Here is a 20,910-nt window from a genome sequence, read left to right as displayed (position 1 = left end):
TTTACGTGAGTGTGTCCGGCCCCGTCACGGGTCGGCTGCACGCGCAGTCGGACCGGGTCCGTCGAGGTCGTTTGGCTCGGATACGGTGGAAGACCACCGCCCAAGTAGGAGATCGGACGCGAGGCGAAAAAACGATCGTACTCCAAGTCAGGGGTCGACCAACAGTCCGGTTTTGCGGAGACGTGAGATCGCACGACCTGAATGGGCGGCTCAGCGGCTCCCGCGACCCCATTCTCAGGGCCTCCCCGAAGGGCCGTTCGCCCTACCACCAACCCTTGATATCAACTCCACAACCGCCATCTCGCTCCCCCAATTTCACTTCGCAAGTTTGTTCCATAAAATCTTTGTCTATCAAGCATTATGTCGAGCAATGAGCACTCGCTCGACGATGATGATTCCGCCCCGACGTCCGGGAGATCAGCCTCCTGCCGTGGGTCGATCGCGGCGTTGAGGATCGATTCCGAGAGCATCGAAAACTCTTTTTTTTCTTGCGAAGAAAAGATCATGCTCCGCCTCTCGGAAATCGCGCGAACATGAAGAGAGCCAACAGAATTGCCAAGTTTGCTCCTGAGGACCGAGCGACCGAGGGTGATCGGTTGGATGTCGAGGCCACGGTCCCGGATCGTCTTGTTCGGCTCCATGGCGACCTCACGATCGCCCACAGACAATACATTGCCTCCAAATCACCCACATTCCCGCAGGTCGCGAAGAGCCGTGTGGCTGAGAATTTTGGAAGTTGGGGCGTTCCGAGCAAGACACACGATCGGGATCGAACGCTCGGAGAGATGCCCCGTCCCCGAAGAAACGCAAAAAAAAAGAGCGGGCGAGGGCTGATGCCCCCGCCCGCTCGGACTTCTGATCCGGTCGACCTCAGCTCTTCTTTGCTTCCCAGTCACGCGACTGGGCTTCGCCGTTGCGCTCGAATTCGACTTTGCCCTTGATCGAGTCCGCGCTCACCTTGCCCTTGTACTTCTGGACGAACTTGTTGCCGTTGAATTCCCGGGTCACTTTGAACGAAACGTCATCGCCGTCGACCTTGCCGTCCTCGATCTCCGTCTCGGTGTTGTTTCGTCCGGAGACGGTGCCCGTCAGCTTACCCCCCTCGTGCTTCAACTTGAGCGTCGTCTCAAACGTCTGGCCGTTGCGCTCGACACTCCACTTCCAGGTGCCGGTTGGGTCGGCCGCCAGCGCAGGAACGGCGAAGCAGACCAGGGCCACGGCGAGAAATCCACTGATTCGGCTCAAGGGAACCTCCAGGGTTGAGATGAGGACTCGGATCTCCCAAGTCATTCAGGGAGACGCGCCCGACATTGAATCAGGCGCCCCAGGCCGGGTCAAGGATTCAGCAAATCAACAGGGCGAGACACCAATGAAACCCGACGGGACGATTGGGAAATCGCCCCGCCTATCGATGTTCGTGAGTCGAGTGGCTCTGACGGCGGCTAGCGACGTCTACGGTTCAAAACCGATCGGAAGGATCGAATCGCAAAATGGCAACCCGAAGCCGAGCGATTCAACTACTTACCAAGCATCTTCGCAACCACGTAGATGCCGGCAGCTCCCATGAAGCCTCCTCCCAACAGCAGGTAGATCAAAGAATACTGAGCAGCCGCCACGACGATCGGGATCATCACGATGGAATTCATAGCATTCTCCTCTCAAAAGCAACGGGTGGTATCAATCGCAGCCACTTCATGTCAAACAGCCTATCACTCAACGATTTTTATCGGTTGTTATGCTTTTTAGATCTCAACACGAGAAGTTAATGCAGCATCACGTCAAGCAAGGTTCCCTGACGTATTCGACTGTTTGCCTGAACAAAAAGATCCAGGACGCAAGCCTTGTGCCAATCAGGCAAGATTCCTTCCATTTCGAGAGTCGCTGCGCGCCCAACAGAAGTGTTGCCTGGTCACTGGACGCGCGTCGCGGCTGGGCCACGGACCACACACCCCAGGTACCGATCAGCCCGTCGTCCAAAGATTTGAAATACGATGGTCTCGAGGTCCCAGTATTCTGAAGGAGACACCCGAGGTTCTACGGAGGTCGTCATCATGGCGAACGGGCAATCACAGGCGGTCCCGAAGCAATCCAGGAAGGTCCTGGACGCAGGGATGAGCGACGGTCAACTGCTGGGGCAGTTCAATACCCATCGCAACGAATCGGCCGAGTTGGCCTTCGCCACTTTGGTGCGTCGGCACGGCCCGATGGTCTTGCGCGTTTGTCACCAGATTCTCGGCGACCGCCACGATGCCGAGGATGCCTTCCAGGCGACCTTCCTGGTCCTGGCACGAAGGGCCAGCTCGATCAGACAGCCGGAATTGCTGGGGAACTGGCTCTACGGTGTGGCCTTGCGCACCGCCTGGGAGGCGAGGATGAGCACCGGGCGTAGGCAACGGCGCGAGGCCACAACCGCGATCATTGCCGATCAAGAGCCCTCCGACGACGCGTACCGGCCCGAAATGGCACTGATCTCCCGTGAGGAGTTCGAGGTCCTCCACGAGGAGGTTTCCCGGTTGCCCGAGCGGTATCGCATTCCCGTGGTTCTCTGTGAACTCGAAGGAATGACGTACCAGGAGGCCGCGCATCGGATGGCTTGCCCGGTGGGCACCATCGGGGTGCGACTGAGCCGTGCGCGGGAACGACTCCGATTGCGGATGATCCGACGTGGAATTCTCCCGACGGCCGCACTGAGCAGTGCGTTGCTCGGAGCGGAGGGTGCCTCGGCCTTGGTGACCACCGTGCTGGTCAACGCCACGGTTCGGGGCGCAGCGGGATTCGCAGCAAGCGATGCGGCTGCGACCGGGTTCGTCCCGGCTTCGGTCGTGGCCCTGGCCGATGCCGTGCTCAAAACGATGGCGGCAACCCGACTCAAGGTGGCGACGAATCTCGTGCTGGCCGTCGGTATCACTGCAACCGTGGGTTGGGTCGGCATTCATCAACCGCCTTGGGGGGCTCCCAGGACGGAACGGAACCTCCTCCAAACGAACAGCCCGCCAGCGCCTGCGGAGAACCGCGCCGCCGCGACAGCGATCGGTCGAGCGCCGCTCGATGTGAGTGCGGAAGGCTCGTCCCCGGTCGCCCCCCCCATCCCGACGGGTTTCCCCGTGTCCCGCCCCCCAGGGAACGGGTCGATCGTCAAGTTCGCGAACGGGGCCGCGGCGATACCGGCATCCCCGGTGATCTCGACACGAGTTGGACGACACTTCAATGAAGAGCAAATGCGAGGCGAGTTGCTTTTCACCAAGGAATGGGCGGTCAACGACGACAGGAGTCGCAGTGGTGATGGTTTAGGGCCGGTCTACAACGAGACCTCGTGCGTTGCCTGCCATGGCCTGGGCGCTCCAGGCGGAGCAGGCGCGGAGAACAAGAACGTGGTCCTGCTTACGGCGATCAGTTCCACGGGCGGAAGCGTCCCCAAGGGACTGGACCGGATCCATCCCGGTTTCCGCGGCACCCGAAGCACCGTCCTCCATCGCTTCGGCACCGATCCCACCTATGGGGCGTGGCGGCGACGGTTCTCCGAATCGTCTCGCGCGCAGGGCACACCTCCTCCTGAAGTTGACGGCGATGAATCGGTTGAGGTCCGGATCAAACGGCTTGCGGAGCAGACCGACTTGAATCGTCGGCTTCGCACCCATTCGGCTCGATTGCAGCCGGAGCCAGGCATTACCCTCGTCGTCTCCGAACGGAATTCCCCTGCGCTTTTTGGGGCGGGTCAGATCGACGCCGTCCCGTCCGTGGTCATGATCGACGAGGCCAAGCGGCAGCCGTCCGACATTCGGGGCCGAGTCAGCCGCGACCCGAAAGGGCGGATTGGCCGTTTCGGCTGGAAGGCGCAAATCTCCAGCCTCCACGAGTTCGTCCGAGGTGCCTGCGCCAGCGAACTGGGCCTGGAAGTCGCCGGCCATTCGCAGGGCATCTCGCCCCTCGGCCCCGACGTCAAACCATCGGGTCTCGACCTGATCGAGCCGGAGTGTGATGCGCTGGTCGCCTACGTCCGAGCTCTGCCCGCACCCGTCGTCGTCGATCCGACCGGGCCGCATGGCACGATTGCCATGAGCGAGGGACGTCGACTCTTCGCCGAAATCGGCTGCGCCTCCTGCCACACTCCGTCACTCGGTAATGTTCGCGGGATTTACAGCGATCTGCTCTTGCATGACATGGGCACAAGTCTCAGTGATTCGGGCAGTTATTACTGGATCGACGGTTCCGAATCGATCGGCGGACCAAGACCCGGCGAGTGGCGCACTCCGCCGCTCTGGGGCCTACGCGATTCCGGTCCCTACCTGCACGACGGGCGGGCGCAGACCTTGGAAGAGGCCATCGCCCTTCATGGAGGTCAAGGGACCAAGGCGGCTCGACAGTACTTCAGCCTTCCCTCTCAGGAGCAGTCGAATGTTGAGGCGTTCTTGAAATCGCTCCTCGCCCCCTCGGCGGCATCCGCGGCCGGCGTCATGCTCGCGGCTGAACTCGAGTCGCGCATTGTCCCGGATGAGGTCCGTGATGCCGAGGCGCTCGTCAGAAAAGAACGTGAGGAAGCCGCGGACCGCGAGGAGCGACAGCAAAGCGAAGACCGACGTCGACGACTCGTCGCGGCGGCGGCGAAACGAGCCCAGCAAAAACTCCCGATCGCGCTCAACCTGGAGCGGTCGGGGAAAATCCCAGGCGCCTTGAAATACTATCGCGAGATTGCCCTGGAAGCTCCCGATACAGAGGAGGGTCGGTCGGCCGTCGCCCGAATCAGCGTGCTCGCCCCATCGCGATAATCGCCCGCTTTGTTGAGAACCTGAGGCTTCCAACCGGTCGTGTCCCACTCCCGAAGGAGCGGTCGAGTTCTGAGGCGGGAAATCTGCGACAGCGTGGGGCCACAGGTTCCGTACCTGACATCAAGGCGCGCATTGGAAGGCCCGGAACGCGTCGTCCCAGCAAGGACTCCGTTCCGAGCGACCGTCATCCACCGCGTCAAAACCAAAATCGCAACCGGAGGGCCAAAGAGCCATTCCGGTTGCGATGATTTCGCTCCCATCAACCCTCCACGGTGGCCAGTTCCGGACGCATCGTCCCCAGCTCAGCCGCCCGTGTTGGTCTTCATGTCCCAATGCTTCTTACCGGCCGACTTCGTGATCCCCTTCTCATCCTGAGCGAGGTAATCGATTTCGACCTTCGAGTAATTCAGACTGATCTGGTCCATCGGCACTTCGCCCCCTTGGGAGCCGCCGGTCTGATAGCTGGAGATCAGCACGTCGGACAAGGTGACGACCATAAAGTTTTGCTGCGTACCGCCCGCCTTGCGGCAGGTTAATTTGGCTTCCTTCAGGTGCTTACCATTGGCGCAGAAGAGGAACAGCGTCGGCGACGCCGAGTTATTCCGCATCACGAAGTGAAAGTCGTTCATCGAGACTTTGCCGGCACCGGCTCCGGTCCCGTGCGAGGAAGCGCCGAGTTGGGTCGCTCCCCAACTGAAGGATTCGATTTCGACCTCGCCCGCATGACCCTTGTCCTTGGATTCACCCTTGACGTCGGTAATCTTCAGAAACATGTCGACAGCCATCGAATTCACCTCTTTATATCTTCGTATTTTCCGACTGGTCCACCCTGCCGGACTGCCTTTCTTTACGACCTTGCGACGGCGCGGTGACGTGACACCGAGGATATTTTTTCGAGGATTCCGTCGAGAGTCGGAAGCGGAGGGGATTGACAACGAGGATTCCGATCGGCTCAGCAGGCTCCATGAGCCGATGAGATCTGCCGTGTTCACCATATTGTTATACAGGCCAGGGCGAATCGGCGCGGAGCAAGCGTTCGGGTGCGTCGAGTTCCAAAAATCTCGGCCTCTCCTTCGTCACAGATCGGTTCCAGCACGGTACCCCCCTCGTGACCCGACGTTTGGAGCTCAACGTCCTGGCTCGGGCAAATCCTACCCTGTTCGGAGAACTCCGTGTCATTGATCATCTGGATGAGTGCGTTTATCCCAAAGACGGTGAAGGGCTACACGAGAGTCATTCCGACAGGCACACATGTCGGCAAAACCGCGATCCCGCTGCCTACGATGGCAAGTCTCAATCCTGTCAACCTGTGGACGGAGATCAAGAATGCAGGTGACACGGGCTTCCTCACCGACCAACGAACCTTTAGCGACTCGCCCAAAGCAAGTGCTCGAATGCAGTCGTGGGTCGAGATCCAGTTGTCGCCACTCGAGGTGATCGCCAAGGGCCATCGCAGCTCGGGAACGACCGAAGTTGACTTGGTAAACGGCAAAGAGTTGCGATTCAAAGTGGCCAACATGTCACGATGTTCATGGACCACTCCCACAATCAAACCCTTGGCGACGTCGCCCTCTTTTCCGAGTCCGGTCATGCCCGGTTCCGCGCTCGGGGCAACGGCCCTCGTTTTAAAGCTGAAAGCGGCCGCAGGCGATCCCTTGGTGTCCGCGGCCGCGGACATCGACTATGAAGGCGAGTTTGTGATCCGCCCTGGAGCAAAGAGTGGAGAAGTGACGATCGAGTTTAACGGCAAGATCGATTCGTTCCCGGCTTTCGAGGCTTATGCGTCGTTGGATGGCAAGGTGAAGCCCCTTTTCACGTCTCCACCTCCCGCCGGGAATACCGTGATGAGTCTTCCCGGATTGGCGAATCGGCCGATCACGGCCACTGTCAGCTTTCCTTAATCATAGTTCAGAAGCGAACATTCGTTGAGTCACCACTCCACAGGGCTGTACCGACAGGCATCCACGATGTCAGTGATAAAGCGGGTCTCCGGTGTGAGCTATGTGTACGGCGGCGAGCCGCATCGCGGCTGGCTTCCGCCCGGCGCCGCGATTCCGTTGCCAACCCCGGTCCACCGTGTGACTCTCGACATCACAATCGAGGAGGAAGGACCGGGCTACCTGCTCATCATCACGGCGCAAGGCGATTCGAGTTTCGCCAGCGACTCTTGGTTCGACACCTTGACCGGTGCGGAGTCGATGGCCCTCGAGTGGTTCGGGATCGCGCCAGACCAATGGCAGTACGCCTCCGAAGACCCCGAGCTCGGCGCAGCCCGCTGAGCGACGGGCTTCGTCGGACCGACCGGAGAGCCAGACGTAGCCGACCCCCTCTTCCCGAGACTCCAGAAGCCAGAGCTCAAAAGCCAGAGCTCAAAAGCCAGAGCTCAAAAGCCAGAGCTCAAAAGCCAGAGCTCAAAAGCCAGAGCTCAAAAGCCAGAGCTCAAAAGCCAGAGCTCAAAAGCCAGAGCTCAAAGTCGAGCCCGGCTGGTGCGGTGAGAGCATCGCGTTCCGGTCCACTCAAGAAGTCGCCTGACTCCTTGAGTCGTTCGGCTCCTGCCTCGATAATCACCGTGCGCCACCCGCAACCAACGGCTCAAGCGACGGAGGAGGCAGAGAATGAGGTACAAACACGTAGGGTTCGCATTGGGCTGGCTGTCCCTGATTGGAGGAACCTTCGCTGATGCACAGCCCGCGCCGAGTGGAGAACGGCCGGGCCATCAGTCGGAGGCTCCAAAGGAACAGCCGATCGACTTCGAGCGGGCACGAATGTTGATGGGCAAGCGCCAGCGCGGTGAAGCGCTAACGGACGACGAGACGGCCTACCTGAAACGAGCCATCGCGGCACGCCGGGAACAACAGAAAGCCGGTGTGACGGAACGTCAAGGCCCTAAACCGGTCCCGAGGGACTCAACCGGGCTCAATCCACTCATCGAGATGACTGCGGATGATCGCTACAAGCAGCAGGACGGTGGCTTGTACGGTGGCGGCAAAAACACCCCACCGGAAACTCATCGCCGCGAGGCGGAGCAAGAGTTGGCACGCATCCAGCCCCTGAATACCGATGGACGGCCTGCCGCGGATGGCAAGATCGTTTTCGTCTCGATCAGCATGTCGAACGCAACGCAAGAGTTTGCGCGATTCAAGAAGATTGCCGACCTGGACCCGGCCAAGTCCGCGAAGTTGACCATCGTGGATTGCGCTCAAGGGGGGCAGGCCATGGCCGAGTGGGCACCACCGGATGCGCGGACTTGGTCCATCGCCGAGCAACGGCTGGCCAGCGCCACGGTATCGCCCAAACAAGTGCAGATTGCCTGGATCAAGCTTGCAAACAAGGGGCCCCACGGCGAGTTAGAACAGCATGGGCGGCAGTTGCAGCGCGACACTCTGGCCGTGATTCAAAACGCAAAGCGACGCTTCCCGAACTTGCGGATCGCGTACCTCTCAAGCCGGATTTACGGCGGCTATGCAACGACCAATCTCAACCCCGAACCGTTCGCTTACGAATCCGCCTTTCCCGTGCGTTGGCTCATCCAGAACCAGATCAAGGGGAGTGGCGCATTGAACTTCAACGCAGATCGGGGCCCGATCAAAGCACCACTACTCCTCTGGGGTCCCTATCTCTGGGCTGATGGTACAACCCCGCGGGCGAGCGACAAGCTCAACTATCAACGTGCCGATCTCGCCGCCGATGGAACGCATCCCTCCGAGGCGGGCCGCGACAAGGTTGCCAAGGTCATGCTCAACTTCTTCAAAACCGACCCACTCGCCAAGCCCTGGTTTGCTCCTTGAGCACCGTCTCCGCCATCAAGCCAACCATAACTAAACATCAGTCAATAGTATGGCCTTGGAGGCGTAGGGGAGGCGGTCGGTGAACGCACTGCGTCCTGCCCAGGTGACGATCAGTTCGTCCGTGGCCCGGGTCAGTCCCACGTAGAGCAGGTTGCTATCGCGGACCTCGTCGATCTGCTGCCGATTCGGCAGCAGGTCCAGCGCACAGAGGATGACGGCCCTGAACTCCAGGCCCTTGGCCGCATGGACCGTCGCCAGCCGCACCCCCGGCTGCGCGAGCGCCCGGACACCGCCGCCGGGATCGGCTTCGTTGGAGATCCAACTCACCTCGCCCGACCGTCGCAGCGTCTGGCAGAGCGCGTCGATCCGACCCCGTTCGTTACGCGGATAGAGGACGGCGATGTCCTGTGCGGCGATTCCTTTCTCACGATACCGCTGGACCAGCTTTGCGATCAACGCATGCTCAGCCTCAATCGTCGTGCTGCCTCGGTAACAGGGGACCGGCCCGCGGCGGAGGACACGGGTCGGCACGAGCCGGACGAGAGTCTCCGACTCAGCGTCGTCCTTGACCGTCGACTGGGCCACCTGCCAGGCGAATTCCAGGATCTGTTTTGTATTGCGATAATTATGCGTCAGCCGACGCGACCGACCCCTCGCCTGGACGCCGACGCTCAACCAGGTAAACTTGCGGTCGCGACCGTAAAGGCTCTGGGCGCCGTCCGCCGCGATCAGGATATCACCCACGGGGCCGTCCCGGAGCAGGCTCGTGGCGCAGCGGAACCAGTCGGGTTCGAAGTCATGGGCCTCGTCGATCAGGATTGCGTCGTACTTCTCGGCTTCGGTCCAGTGGTCCGCGCCGCGGAGCATCGCGTCGACGAGCCGGCGTTCGTAGTCGTCGAAGCTTTCCTCCTGGCGCTTGCGGAGCCCGGTCTTCCGTGCCACCCACGAGTGGAAGTGACGGATTTCGATGTTTTTCGGGCCATGCGGTCCGAGCCGCGCGACCAGATCGGCCGCGAGCGCCTTGTTGTAGCAAAGGATTAAAACCTTCTTCGCCGCGTCCTGGAGCGCAATGAGCTGGGCTCGTGCCAAGATCAGGACCGTCTTACCTGACCCGGCGACGCCGAAGACAATGTGGTGTCCGTCGCCCAAGGACCGCGCCACCTGCTCTTGATGAGCGTCGAGGACGTCGAGAGCCACCGCCCCCGGCAGCAACAACTGGCCCTTCGGAACCGAGGCCGCCGTTGCCGGTCGGCGACGAACGATAACTTCTTTATGGAGGACGCCCTTGACCGTCTTGACCTGGTCCTCGGTGAGCGGATCGAACGGAAAGGGGGCCGGGAACATGGCCTTGAGTCGGCGGATCACCGCCCGGTCGCCGGCGCCATCCATCGACGTGAGCTCATCGCGGCAGATGACCTTGTCGGGAGGGAAGAGTTCCGAGAGCTTGGCCGCTCGAAGTTGAGCGCGAGTGATATTGGTCAGGATCACGCCGAACCCCCATGGGAAGCACGGCTTGCCGCGATGCTCGCCCTCGGGTTGACGGAGGATCGCATACTCCGGGCGAGCCAGCTTATCCATCAGGAGATTGAGGTAATCGCGGACCTGACGGATGGGATTCTTGTGCATCTCAACCTGGGTTTCCCCCCCTTCGGTCCGATGCAGCTCAACCTCCTGGTCGGTGGCCCGCGCGATCTGGCCGGCGTACCAGCCCTTGACCTCCAGGACGATCAGACCGAAGTCATCGGCCAGGAGGGTAAAATCGGGGCGCCGGTCACCGACGACCGGCTCGTACCAAGCCGTGTAGTTGTCGGGCAGGGCGTCCCGGAGCAACCCATAGACGCGTTTCTCCCCCACGGTCGCCTTGGAAGGACAGGTGTCGGGGATCAGAATCGCCATGAAACGCGTCGACTTTCTTCAATGCAAGGGCCGATTGTCAGAGGCACCAAGCCCAACCCGCGCCGGCGGCACGCTTCGCGCCAAACAAGCGGGTATGGTAGCACCGCGGAGCATCGCTCATTAAGTAGACAAATAGTCATCGGGTCGTCTGCAGGGTTCGCCCGCGGGGATTCCGCCCTGGGTCTACTTTCGGAAGACCGGAATGTGTACAATCGAACAGAATCGGAGTGTGTCAGATCCTGACAGACAGGCTGTCCTGTTGGGATGATTCCGCCATCGCGCCCAGACCGTGCTCACCGCCAGATCAGCAAACCAATCGGGGGGAAGCGGCGGGGCATCACCCGGCCCAGGGAATTCATGAAAGTCGTGATCGCCGAGAAGCCATCCGTCGCCCGCGAGCTGGCCGCCTTCCTCGGCGCCACGGCACGTCGCGAGGGGTACTACGAGGGCAAGGGATACCAGGTGACCTGGGCCTTGGGGCACCTGGCCACCCTCAAGGAACCCCACGACTACGACCCCGTGCTGAAACGCTGGTCGCTGGAGACTCTGCCGTTCGTGCCCGATCGTTTCGGTCTCAAGGTGATCGAGGACCGGGGCGCCCGCAAGCAGTTTGAGGTCATCCGCCGCCTCTTCCGCACGGCCGACGCTTTAGTTTGCGCCACCGATGCCGGAAGAGAGGGTGAGCTGATTTTCCGGTACATCCTCGACTTGACCGGTTGCGGCGCCAAGCCCGCGCAACGGCTCTGGCTCAGCTCGCTGACCGAGTCGGCGATTCGGGAAGCGTTTGCTCGCCTCCGGCCGCTTTCCGATTACGATACTTTGTTCGCCGCGGCCCGGTGCCGGAGCGAAGCCGATTGGGTCGTCGGGCTCAACGCCACTCGCTACTACACGGTCCGCTACCGCACCCCGGGCCTGCTCTGGAGCGTGGGCCGAGTTCAGACCCCCGTGCTCGCGATGATCGTACGACGGGATGATGAAATCCGCACGTTCAAGCCCGAGCCGTTCTGGGAGGTGATCACGCGGTATCGCGCAGTCATGTTCAAATTCGCGGGAAACCGCTTCGTCAAAGAAGAGGAGGCCCGCGCGGTTCTCGAACAGGTGCAAGGGCAGCCGTTCACGATCCGAGGGATCGACCGGAAGCCGGAACGAGTCCCTCCTCCCCAGCTCTACGACCTGACGGATCTGCAACGCGACATGAATCGTCGCTATGGAATGTCGGCCGACGCCACGCTCAAGACCGCGCAGTCGCTCTACGAGGCCAAGCTGCTGAGTTATCCCCGGACCGATTCCCGTTACCTCGGTACGGACATGAAGGCGAAGGTCCCGGCGATTTTGGCCGAGCTCCGGGATTTGAAACCCGAGGAGATTGGTAAGCTCGACTTGAAGTCACTCGCTTTCACCGGGCGCATCATCAACGATCAGAAGGTGAGCGACCACCATGCGATCATTCCGACCGGCAAGTATCCCGGCGACCTCGCGCCGGCCGGTCGGAAGATCTTCGACGCGGTGGTCACTCGCTTCATCGCCGCCTTCTATCCCACCTGTCTCAAAGAGGTGACGACCGTCTCCGGGCTCGCAAACACGGTCCCGTTTCGGGCTCGGGGTGTTCGGATCGTCGACCCCGGCTGGACGGTGCTTTATCCCCGGAATCAGGACGATAAGGACAAGAAAGAGGAAGAACAGGAACTTCCCGAGTTCCGGTCCGGCGAGAGCGGCCCCCATGAGCCTTCGGTCAAGCGCGGGGAGACGACGCCGCCCAAGTCGTACACCGAGGGGAGCCTTCTCGGGGCCATGGAAACGGCCGGGAAGTTCGTCGACGACGAGGAGCTCAAGGAAGCACTCAAGGAGCGCGGACTCGGCACACCAGCGACTCGGGCCTCGATTATCGAGACCCTCCTCGCGCGAGGATACATCAATCGCGACAAGAAAACGCTCGCCGCGACCGACCTGGGCCGCTACCTCATCGCGCTCATTCAAGTCCGAGGATTAAAGAGTCCCGAACTCACCGGCGAGTGGGAGGCCAAGCTCCGGGAGATCGAACGGGGCCGACTTGATGCCCGAACCTTCATGGGCGAGATCGCGCACTATACGGGCGAAGTCATTCGCTCCGGCGATGAAACCGCGATCGATCCCGACCGGCTCGGCGACTGCCCGCGATGCGGTCGCCCGGTGATCGTGGGCAAGAAGGGCTACGGTTGCTCAGGTTGGAAGGACGGGTGCAAATTCGTACTCTGGCGGGAGTTCCAGGATCGAACACTCGGGGAGAACGAGGTCCGGGAACTGTTGCAACGTCGCGTGCTCTTCGGGTCGGGTGGGGCGACGGGCTCGGGCGGGGTAATCGTTCACCTGACGGACGCGGGAGAATTGACGGCGATCCCAATACCGGCCGGAAAGCCGAGGCAATCCGCGCAGGCGCATCGTCGGCCCCCGTCCCCACGAAAAGCCAAGGGGGCTGGGCGACGCGAGGCCGTTCCGGGCAAGTCCGAGAAAGCCACGACGCACAAAGACAAGTCAAGTTTCGCATCCGTCTCCCTCGGCCCCTGCCCCCTGTGCGGGGCCGAGGTCGTCGAGCAGGAAAAGGGGTATCGCTGCGCCGGGCCGAAGGGAGCGTGCCGGTTTACGATCTGGAAGCAGATCGCCGGAAAAACGATTGGCATCCGCGCAGTCCAGGCACTCCTCAAGCAGGGTCGAACGGCCGTGCTCAAGGGTTTCAAATCGAAGGCGGGAAAACGTTTCGAGGCACGTTTAAAGATTGATGAAGGTGAAGTCCGCTTCGATTTCGAGAAATGACCAACCGGTGGCCCAGACCACCCCTCATCGTTTGGCCTGTGTGTCATGCGAGTGAGAACCGCTGTCAGCAGAGCGGCGGCCGTTGCGTTACCAGCATCGCTGGAATCGGCTCGTGATTCAACTTCACTAGAAATGCTTTATACTCCAGTGGTTTATCCTCGAATTGCTCTCGTCTGGGTGGCTGATAATCCACTCGAACGTAAACCACTGGAGTCATGAGTGGATCCGCACGAGCGCCAACGCTGATGATACCCCCCATCCGATTTCCATCCAACGGCGATGGCCACACACTCGCCTTGCGGATTCCACACGGCCGTTGGCGGGTCCGGGCTCCACGACGCCACGACCGGTCGCTGAGCGACGTTGCGGAGGCGGTATGAGCCTACCTCCCCCCACCAACCCGGGCCACGACGAAACCGACGGGACCGGGGACGACTCGATCCTGGCGCAATGGGTGGCCGAGCTCGCCGATCGGATTCGGGCGGGCCAGGCTCCGGACCTGGAGACGCTCATCCGCGATCACCCGGAGCGCGCCGAGCAACTCCGCCAGCTCCTGCCCACCATCCAACTCATGACCAAGCTCGGGCCCAACAACAACAACACCGACACCACCCCCAACCCAACCCTCGACCCGGGAAGCGACATCGGCCTGGCCGATCGCACCTTGGGGGAGTTCCAACTCCTCCGCGAGGTCGGCCGAGGCGGCATGGGCGTTGTCTTCGAGGCCCTCGAAGTCCCCCTGGGACGGCGGGTCGCACTCAAGGTCCTCCCGTTCGCCACGGCACTCGACCCCCGCCAACTCAAGCGGTTTCAGCTCGAAGCCCAGGCCGTGGCCAGCCTGAACCACCGAAACATCGTGCCGATCTTCTCGGTCGGACGAGACCGGGGGTTCTCTTACTTCGCGATGCTACTCATCAACGGCCGGACCCTGGCCGACGTCGGCCGCGAATTGCGGCAATTCGAAGATCGGGCGGTGGGGAAAGCGCCCCTCCCAGTCTTGAGCGATGTGACACGCTCGATCCTAGAGCGTCCATCCGCTCCCGGACAAGGGGAGAGCTGCACCGCCGATTCCGACGCCTCGGCTCGCAAGTCCGACGATCCTCCGTCTCGGTGGAGTCGAAGCAACCCGGCTTCCTCGCTTCCTCCCACTCGGGGACGAGCTTACTTCCGCGCGGTGGCCGACCTGGGACGGCAAGCGGCCGAAGCGCTAGCCCATGTGCATGACCTTGGAATTCAGCATCGCGACATCAAGCCGGCGAACCTGCTCGTGGACAACCGCGGCCAGCTCTGGGTCACCGATTTCGGACTGGCCCGGCTTCAGGGCGACGGTGATCCGACACGGACCGGCGACATGATCGGAACCCTCCGCTACATGAGCCCGGAGCAGGCCCTGGCGCGGCCTGGGCTGATCGACCACCGCACCGACATCTACTCCCTGGGTGCCACGCTTTACGAGGTGATCACCCTCCGACCCGCCTTCGCCGGGGACGATCGGCAAAACCTGCTGATGCGGATCGTCGAGGAGGAGCCCGTTCCGCTCAGGCGGTTGGATGCGACGATCCCGACCGACCTGGAAACGATCGTCACGAAGGCGATGGCCCGTGAACCAAGCCGCCGTTACCCCACGGCGCAAGCGCTCGCGGACGACCTGAAGCGGTTTCTCGAGGGACGCCCAATCCTTGCCCGCCGACCCTCTCCGGTGGACGGGCTGGCGAAATGGGTACGCCGACGCTGGCCGCTCGTGGCGACGGCCGCCGCCCTGAGTCTCCTCTTCGTGGCGCTCTCGATCGCCGGCCTTTCCTGGTCGAACGCCCGGCTTCGCGGCACGAACGAACGGCTCGAGGACTCAGTCGCCGAGGCCAATCGCAACGCAAGGGAGGCCGCTCGGCTCCAATCGATCGCTCGGGAACAACAACGGTTGGCCAACCGACACCTCTACGCCACCCGGATCCGCTCGGCCCACCAGGCGCTCGAGGAGGGGCGAATCGAATGGGCCCAGGAGTTCCTCGAGGAGATCAAGCCCGGCGACGATGGCACCGATCCTCGCCATTTCGCCTGGCACTACCTGCGGCGCCTGGCCACTCGGGAAATCGAGGTGCTCCGCGGCCATGACGATCCGATCAACCACGTCATGATTTCCCCTGACGGTCGCGCGCTCGCAACGCAAGACACAACGCATCGGGTCTTACTTTGGGACGCCCTCACCGGTCGCCTCCGCGCCGAATTGGCCGGCAAGACCTTCGCGACCGGATGCCCGGAATTCTCGACGGACAGTCGTCTCGTCATCGCGACCGAAGCGACCAGGGACGGAAGCATCGCCAACCCTAACGATCATCATCGCTTTATCAGCGTATGGGATGCGTCCAATGGCCGCCGTCTCAGTCGCACAGAACTCTACCAACGCACAGGCCGTATTTTAGAACTTGCATACAATCCGCCACACCATACCACGATGGATCAGACTCTCGGCATCCAATGGTTGGAGGCAGACAGAACGGTCTCTGCGACCTTCTGGAGGGTCACTCCCGATCACCCGGCACCTCAGCTCCGACTTGAGGTCAAAGGTCTCCAGGGAGCCAGCTTCGCGCCGGGCGGCCGCACCTTCGGCACCTGGGAACATGGCCGTTTTCAGCTCCGCGATCGCGAAACCGGAAGCATTCGCCATCGACTTTCACCCGCCGGTAAGCCTGACGCGGAGCTGGATCTCTCACCCGACGGCCGTCTCGCCGTCCTCACGGAAAGTCCCTCTGGCGTGATGATTTACGACACCGAGTCCGGGATCGAAGTGGCGCGAGATCCGACGAAAAACCTACGCAGGCCCTTCAGCTTCAGCGCCGACAGCCTCAGTTTCGTTGCCGGTGGGAACAGGACCGGACTCGTCCACCATTGGGACAGGGTGACCCACGATTGGCAAACCTTGCGGCCGGAGGCGGAGCCGGGAGTGCCGCGAGAGTTTCACTGCACCCTTTCTCCCAACGGCGCTTGCCTCGCCCTGAGCGCCCATCCCAACACGAAAGGCCGAGAGTCGATCATGCTCTGGGATGTGCCAACCCTGCAACGACTGAAGCCCTTTCCGGGCCGCCCGGCGGCCTATTGTAAGCCGGTGTTCGCACCCGACGGCCAGTCACTCTTTCTGGCACGTTCGTCCGACCTCTACCGATGGACTCCCGAACCGACCGACGGTGAGACACCCCGTTCTCTGCCAGGTCACTCCGACGAAGCTTGGGCCGTCGCATTCTCTCCTGACGGTCGGATTCTTGCCTCGGGCAGCAATGACACCCACGAACCGAAGACGATCAAGCTCTGGGACGTGGCCACCGGACAACTCCTCAAGGGATGGCTGGGGCACGAGGCCACCGTGACCTCGCTGGCGTTCTCACCCGATGGCCGATCGCTCGCTTCCGGAGCGATCAGTGACGACCAAAATGTCAAGATCTGGGAGGTCGCAACCGGACGCTTGAACACTACCCTGGTCGGCCCCACACGGGTCCGCTCGGTCGCCTACAGCCCCGACGGCACGCGGCTGGCCGCGGCCGGGAACGACCACTCGATCTGGATCTGGGACCCGGCGACCGAGCAGCCGCAAGCGAGACTCCGGGGCCACACCAACATCGTGCAATATGTGGCTTTCTCCCCGGACGGACGGCTCCTGGCCTCGGCCGGCGACGACCGAACGGTCCGGGTCTGGGACCTGGCCACGGGAATACCCCGTTACACCCTCGACGGCCCAACGGAGTTCATGGCGGTTGCCTTCGCGCCGGACGGATCAATCCTCGCAACAGTCAGCGAGAGCGGACAAATCGCGCTCTGGGACCCGGCCTCGGGAACCAGTCGAGGGACCATTCTTTGCGACGACGGCGGGTTGCGCGGGCTCACCTTCTCGCCCAATGGAGCGCTGATCGCCGCGGCCGGAGTCTCCCAGACGATCCACTTGTGGGATGTCGTCACTCGACAAGAATTGATGAACCTCTCAGGGCACCAGGCACCGATCAATGACCTGGCCTTCACGACGGACGGGATGACTCTGGCCTCGTGCAGCCACGACGGATCGATCAAACTCTGGGAAGCCAGGCCTCGGGGCATCAGCCACGACAACGGCGCAGAGCCAAAGCACCCGACCCACGAGCTCCTTCCCGTCAATTTCGACCTGCCGTCAACCTACTTTCAAGACGCTCAATCGCGTTGACAACTCAACGCTCTTGAGCGATCGTTTGTGCTCGACCCCTCTCCCCACCTCAGCGAGCCGAGCCCCCATGGACCCGCAGGCCCCCAGCGATATCGACGTCCGTGGTCCGAGTCTCCGTACCGACGACCTGATCACGCTCCGCGCCCTGTCCGGCCGGTTTCCGGACATCGACTCGGCCACGGCGGAGATCGCCCGCCTGGTCGCGGTCCTGACCCTGCCCAAGGGGACCGTGCACGTCATCAGCGACGTCCACGGCGAGGACAAGAAACTCCGGCACGTGATCAATAACGCCTCGGGCACCTTGCGCCCGCTCGTTCAGGGCCTGTTCGCCGGAAAGATGTCCGCGGAGGAGTTTCAGGAGTTCCTCACGCTCATCTTCTACCCGGCCGAGATGGTCGAACGGCTGGAACAGACGCTGCTCGCCCCCGAGCAATTGCGCTCGTTCTGCACCCGGACACTCCGGCACGAGTTCGAGCTGGTCCGGGTTCTGGCCGCGCGTTACAGCCTGAAACGGGCCATGGAGGTCTTCCCGCCCGAGTACCGCGACCTCATGGCGGAGATGCTCCACCAGCCGACAACCGAGCGAGACAAGACCTTCGTCGAGGCGATCGTCGACGAGCTCCTCCGCCGCGGCCGAGCGCTCCACCTGATCCACCTCACGGCGCGGCTCGTGCGAAACCTGGCGATCTCCGAGCTGATCATCGGCGGCGACTGCTGGGACCGGGGACCGAGAGGCGACCGCGTGGTCGACTACCTCCGCCAGCAGCCGAATGTCTCGTTCATCTGGGGCAACCACGACGTCGCCTGGCTGGGGGCCAGCTTTGGCCACGAGGCCCTGATCTGCCACGTGCTCCGGCTCTCGTTGCGATACCGCCGCCTGGGCCAGCTCGACGAAGGGTACAGCATCCCCCTCACCCCGCTGGAACACCTCGCCAGGACGGTATATGCCGACGACGACGCCGCCGGATTCCTGCCCAAGTCGAGCGGGATGCGACCCGACCTGATCGTCGCCCGGATGCAGAAGGCCGCCGCGGTGATGCAGTTCAAGCTCGAGGGGCAGGTCGTCGCCCGCAACCCGCACTGGGAGATGGATCACCGCCGCCTGCTGCACCGGATCGACCACGCCGGTAAGTCCATCGAGGTCGACGGTGTCCGGTATCCGCTGAGCGACACGTACCTGCCGACCCTGGATCCGGCCGCCCCCTACGAGCTTTCCGAGGACGAGCAGATCTGCATCGATCGCCTGCGCCGCTCGTTCCTGGCCAGCCAGAAGCTCGGTGAGCACATGCTCTACCTCGTGAGCCACGGCTCGATGTACCTCGTGCGCGACGGCTGCTTGATCTTCCACGGCTGTGCACCGGTCGACGGTGCCGGTCAGTTCCTCACCATGGGCATTGAAGGACAGACCTTGGGTGGTCGCCCCCTGTTCGACGCGATTGGCAAGGCGATCTTGCGAGCGGCGGATCAGCGGGCCCTGAAAGACCTCGACTTGCTCTGGTATCTCTGGGGGGGCGAACGCTCGCCACTCTTCGGGAAAGACCGGATCACGACCCTGGAGCGCGACTTCATCGCGGACAAGGCCACCCACCATGAGACCAAGAATCCCTACTTCGAACTGATCCACGAACCCTGGTTCTGCGACCGGATCCTCCGCGAGTTCAACGTCGATCCCACTGACGCCCTGATCGTCAATGGACACGTCCCGGTGCGGATCGAGAAAGGGGAGAACCCGGTCAAACGGAGCGGCAAGGCGATCACGATCGACGGCGCGTTCTCCGAGGCATACGGCGACCACGGCTACACCCTGGTCCTGGAGGCCGACCGGACCTTGCTCGCCGAGCACTCGCACTTCGAGTCCGTCGAGGCCGCCGTCCGTGACGGCGTGGACATCATCCCCAAGGTTTCGGTCGTCCGGACCTGGGACCAGCCCCACCGCGTCGCCGACACCGAGCGCGGCGATCAAATTCGAGGCGAAGTCAGGATGCTCGAGCGGCTGATCGACGCTTACCGTAACAACGAACTGCGGCAGAGCGGACAACGACCGTGGGCCCCTCGCTAACGCCTTGGGCCGAGGGCAATCTCACGCTCGACCCCAAGTCACTTTTGAGTCCGAGCCACAAGCATAGCGCAGCGGAGTCAGCGTTCTGGCTGCGCTCGACTCCTCGGTACGTCGGTCGGGGACCGCTTACTTCGCTGCGCTGCGTGCGCGGCTCGGTTCACGCGAGGACCAGCGATGGAGTCGAACCCGAGCCAATTCTCGGTTTAAACGAACTTGAAGTCGCGTGTTTCCGCGATGAGTTGGTCCAACCACTCCAGATAAGGCGTCCCACCGGTCCCCCGCGGGTCCTCAACCCATCGGGAAATATACTCCCGAGCAAAGCCTAAATGGGTCTCGCGGAAGGTCGCCAAGGCCTCCAAGGCGTCGTTGAACAGCGTGCTGTCGACCAGTTCGCGGACCGAGGGCATCGCCTCGACCCGCTTGAGAAAGGCGCGGTGCTCGGCCGGCATGTACCGGCGCATATCTTCCAGATGGTCGGTCAGACGCGTCGGCTTGTGGGGAATTTTGAGGAACGCGACCAGTGCGGGGATGACGCTGCTTTGGGCGCCGGTCTCGCCTCGGTGGTCGATTGGCGTGATCCCCACCCCCTCGTATATGACCTCCTCGAAGAACCGGATGTAGGGCCGAAAGGTCTTGTAGTAGAGCGCCGGGTCCATCTTCTCGGGGATCCGTCGGAGCACCCGCACCTGCTCCCAAACCGCTTGAACCACCCGCCGCATGGCCGCATCGAGCGCGGGGCGATCGACAGCGACGACAGCCGTCTCCGCATCGAGGATCGCCGAGAGCAGGCGCGCGGCAATCGCCTCAATTTCAACATGCACGAGTATGAACCAGTGCTCGTCGTAAAGTTTCACGAAATTTTGGATTGTGTCAATATTACCCAACATGATCGGCTCGGCCGAGTTGAACCGCTTCCAGTTGAACAGGGCGTACCCGTCATAGCTCAGGATCGGCGGACGGCCCAACCGGGTACAGACGTCGCAGAGCGGGACGGCCAGGTTTGCGGGCAGGAGCTTCACGGGCTCCATGCCGACCTGGTGGATGTAGGCCGAGGCGAGAAAGCCGAGGCGGACGTAATAGAGCTGAAGCATAGGGAGCGCGGGGTCACGGTCGGGGAGGGGGGGAATCCTCAACCCGCGGGCGTACGACCGAAAACCAGGATCCTCGAGCAGGCTCGGCAAGTTGTCACCCCACTCGTCGAGTGGCGCGAAGACGGAGTCGTCCCCAAACCGAACGAGTGGATCCTCGGCCGGCAAGAAACCACGACTTGCGAAGATTGCGTTGGAGTTCATGCAGAATGACCTCTCTGGAACGCGATGCGAACGCCGGATGCGGCCACGCCTTCGGCCCTTAATCAAATCATTCGTCCGAAATCGCGAATTGGCAAAACTTCGATCGACCGAAACGTGCGACTGGCTGGTTTCC

12 protein-coding genes are annotated in these 20,910 nt (G+C 62.2%); 7 read left to right on the top strand and 5 right to left on the bottom strand.

Annotated elements, in window-relative coordinates:
• Positions 1-870: 870 nt before the first annotated feature.
• Together BUS42_RS32950 and BUS42_RS46095 are read right to left on the bottom strand one after the other, a co-directional pair.
• The gene (locus tag BUS42_RS32950; RefSeq protein ID WP_074315609.1) at positions 871-1,245 is read right to left on the bottom strand and encodes a DUF2147 domain-containing protein; all 375 of its coding nucleotides are present in this window, start codon (positions 1,243-1,245) and stop codon (positions 871-873) included.
• A 272-nt stretch (positions 1,246-1,517) separates the two neighbouring features.
• The gene (locus BUS42_RS46095) at positions 1,518-1,646 is read right to left on the bottom strand and encodes a hypothetical protein (protein WP_256386217.1); all 129 of its coding nucleotides are present in this window, start codon (positions 1,644-1,646) and stop codon (positions 1,518-1,520) included.
• A 405-nt stretch (positions 1,647-2,051) separates the two neighbouring features.
• On the opposite strand from BUS42_RS46095, the gene BUS42_RS32940 reads away from it, so the two are divergent.
• The gene (locus tag BUS42_RS32940) at positions 2,052-4,766 is read left to right on the top strand and encodes a sigma-70 family RNA polymerase sigma factor (RefSeq protein ID WP_074314199.1); all 2,715 of its coding nucleotides are present in this window, start codon (positions 2,052-2,054) and stop codon (positions 4,764-4,766) included.
• A 302-nt stretch (positions 4,767-5,068) separates the two neighbouring features.
• Here the strand turns inward: BUS42_RS32940 and BUS42_RS32935 are convergent, their stop codons facing one another.
• On the bottom strand, positions 5,069-5,551 hold the full coding sequence (locus BUS42_RS32935; RefSeq protein WP_074315606.1) for an Hcp family type VI secretion system effector: 483 nt from the start codon (positions 5,549-5,551) through the stop codon (positions 5,069-5,071).
• Between the two features lie 804 nt (positions 5,552-6,355).
• Here BUS42_RS32935 and BUS42_RS43930 point away from each other — a divergent pair.
• The 3 genes from BUS42_RS43930 to BUS42_RS32920 all read left to right on the top strand — a co-directional run bounded on the left by BUS42_RS43930 (position 6,356) and on the right by BUS42_RS32920 (position 8,554).
• Positions 6,356-6,667: a hypothetical protein gene (locus tag BUS42_RS43930; RefSeq protein ID WP_159452326.1), complete on the top strand. Its 312-nt coding sequence runs from the start codon at positions 6,356-6,358 to the stop codon at positions 6,665-6,667.
• 66 nt (positions 6,668-6,733) lie between these two features.
• Positions 6,734-7,045 carry a hypothetical protein gene (locus tag BUS42_RS32925; RefSeq protein ID WP_143206595.1) on the top strand — a complete coding sequence of 104 codons (312 nt, stop codon included), beginning with the start codon at positions 6,734-6,736 and terminating at the stop codon, positions 7,043-7,045.
• 336 nt (positions 7,046-7,381) lie between these two features.
• The gene (locus BUS42_RS32920; protein ID WP_074314191.1) at positions 7,382-8,554 is read left to right on the top strand and encodes a hypothetical protein; all 1,173 of its coding nucleotides are present in this window, start codon (positions 7,382-7,384) and stop codon (positions 8,552-8,554) included.
• 30 nt (positions 8,555-8,584) lie between these two features.
• Here the strand turns inward: BUS42_RS32920 and BUS42_RS32915 are convergent, their stop codons facing one another.
• A complete protein-coding gene (locus BUS42_RS32915; protein WP_074314189.1) occupies positions 8,585-10,450 on the bottom strand; it encodes a 3'-5' exonuclease in 1,866 nt (621 codons plus the stop codon).
• A gap of 357 nt (positions 10,451-10,807) precedes the next feature.
• Between BUS42_RS32915 and BUS42_RS32910 the strand changes: the two genes are divergently transcribed.
• From BUS42_RS32910 to BUS42_RS32900, 3 genes are all read left to right on the top strand, one after another.
• Positions 10,808-13,240, top strand: coding sequence for a type IA DNA topoisomerase (locus tag BUS42_RS32910; protein ID WP_074314187.1), 2,433 nt, complete (start codon positions 10,808-10,810; stop codon positions 13,238-13,240).
• Between the two features lie 376 nt (positions 13,241-13,616).
• Positions 13,617-17,426, top strand: a complete 3,810-nt coding sequence (locus tag BUS42_RS32905) for a protein kinase domain-containing protein (protein WP_074314185.1) — start codon at positions 13,617-13,619, stop codon at positions 17,424-17,426.
• A gap of 67 nt (positions 17,427-17,493) precedes the next feature.
• Entirely contained in the window at positions 17,494-19,485 is a 1,992-nt protein-coding gene (locus BUS42_RS32900; protein ID WP_074314184.1) for a fructose-bisphosphatase class III, read from the top strand.
• Between the two features lie 203 nt (positions 19,486-19,688).
• On the opposite strand, the gene BUS42_RS32895 is transcribed toward BUS42_RS32900, so the two are convergent.
• Positions 19,689-20,777, bottom strand: coding sequence for a PrnB family protein (locus BUS42_RS32895; protein WP_074314182.1), 1,089 nt, complete (start codon positions 20,775-20,777; stop codon positions 19,689-19,691).
• Positions 20,778-20,910 lie beyond the last annotated feature (133 nt).

The organism is Singulisphaera sp. GP187, from assembly GCF_900129635.1.
Lineage (GTDB): Bacteria > Planctomycetota > Planctomycetia > Isosphaerales > Isosphaeraceae > Singulisphaera.
Note: the sequence above shows the minus strand (reverse complement) of the source record. Positions and strands in the feature narration are given on the sequence as shown.

Bases quoted from the DNA above. Each gene is read 5' to 3' on its own strand.
- BUS42_RS46095 (WP_256386217.1), bottom strand. From the start codon at position 1,646: ATGAATTCCATCGTGATGATCCCGATCGTCGTGGCGGCTGCTCAGTAT.
- BUS42_RS32940 (WP_074314199.1), top strand. From the start codon at position 2,052: ATGGCGAACGGGCAATCACAGGCGGTCCCGAAGCAATCCAGGAAGGTC.
- BUS42_RS32935 (WP_074315606.1), bottom strand. From the start codon at position 5,551: ATGGCTGTCGACATGTTTCTGAAGATTACCGACGTCAAGGGTGAATCC.
- BUS42_RS43930 (WP_159452326.1), top strand. From the start codon at position 6,356: ATGCCCGGTTCCGCGCTCGGGGCAACGGCCCTCGTTTTAAAGCTGAAA.
- BUS42_RS32925 (WP_143206595.1), top strand. From the start codon at position 6,734: ATGTCAGTGATAAAGCGGGTCTCCGGTGTGAGCTATGTGTACGGCGGC.
- BUS42_RS32920 (WP_074314191.1), top strand. From the start codon at position 7,382: ATGAGGTACAAACACGTAGGGTTCGCATTGGGCTGGCTGTCCCTGATT.
- BUS42_RS32915 (WP_074314189.1), bottom strand. From the start codon at position 10,450: ATGGCGATTCTGATCCCCGACACCTGTCCTTCCAAGGCGACCGTGGGG.
- BUS42_RS32910 (WP_074314187.1), top strand. From the start codon at position 10,808: ATGAAAGTCGTGATCGCCGAGAAGCCATCCGTCGCCCGCGAGCTGGCC.
- BUS42_RS32905 (WP_074314185.1), top strand. From the start codon at position 13,617: ATGAGCCTACCTCCCCCCACCAACCCGGGCCACGACGAAACCGACGGG.
- BUS42_RS32900 (WP_074314184.1), top strand. From the start codon at position 17,494: ATGGACCCGCAGGCCCCCAGCGATATCGACGTCCGTGGTCCGAGTCTC.
- BUS42_RS32895 (WP_074314182.1), bottom strand. From the start codon at position 20,777: ATGAACTCCAACGCAATCTTCGCAAGTCGTGGTTTCTTGCCGGCCGAG.